Below are 349 nucleotides of genomic sequence, written 5' to 3' on the forward strand. Positions count from 1 at the left end.
CGTCACCGGAAGCCTCCTGATGGTCATGATGTGGGCGGCCGCACTGCCCCTGACCACCAACCCCTTCATGGACGACCACATCATCTACGCGATCGTGATGGTCGGCCTGGCCCTGGCCGGCGCCGGCACCACGCTCGGCCTGGGCAACCTACCGATCGTTCAGCGCACCCCGTACCTGAAGTAGCAGGCACACTCGCGACGCCCACCCCGGGTGAGGGGGGTGGGCGTCGCGAGTGTGCCTGCTACTTCAGGTACGGGGTGCGCTGAACGATCGGTAGGTTGCCCAGGCCGAGCGTGGTGCCGGCGCCGGCCAGGGCCAGGCCGACCATCACGATCGCGTAGATGATGT

1 pseudogene is annotated in these 349 nt (G+C 67.6%); it reads left to right on the plus strand.

Annotated features, from left to right (window positions below):
• Positions 1-184 (plus strand): annotated as a pseudogene (locus tag AB0C16_RS41115) (hypothetical protein); the annotation flags it as partial.
• Positions 185-349 lie beyond the last annotated feature (165 nt).

Source organism: Nonomuraea sp. NPDC048916, from assembly GCF_040649575.1.
GTDB lineage: Bacteria > Actinomycetota > Actinomycetes > Streptosporangiales > Streptosporangiaceae > Nonomuraea.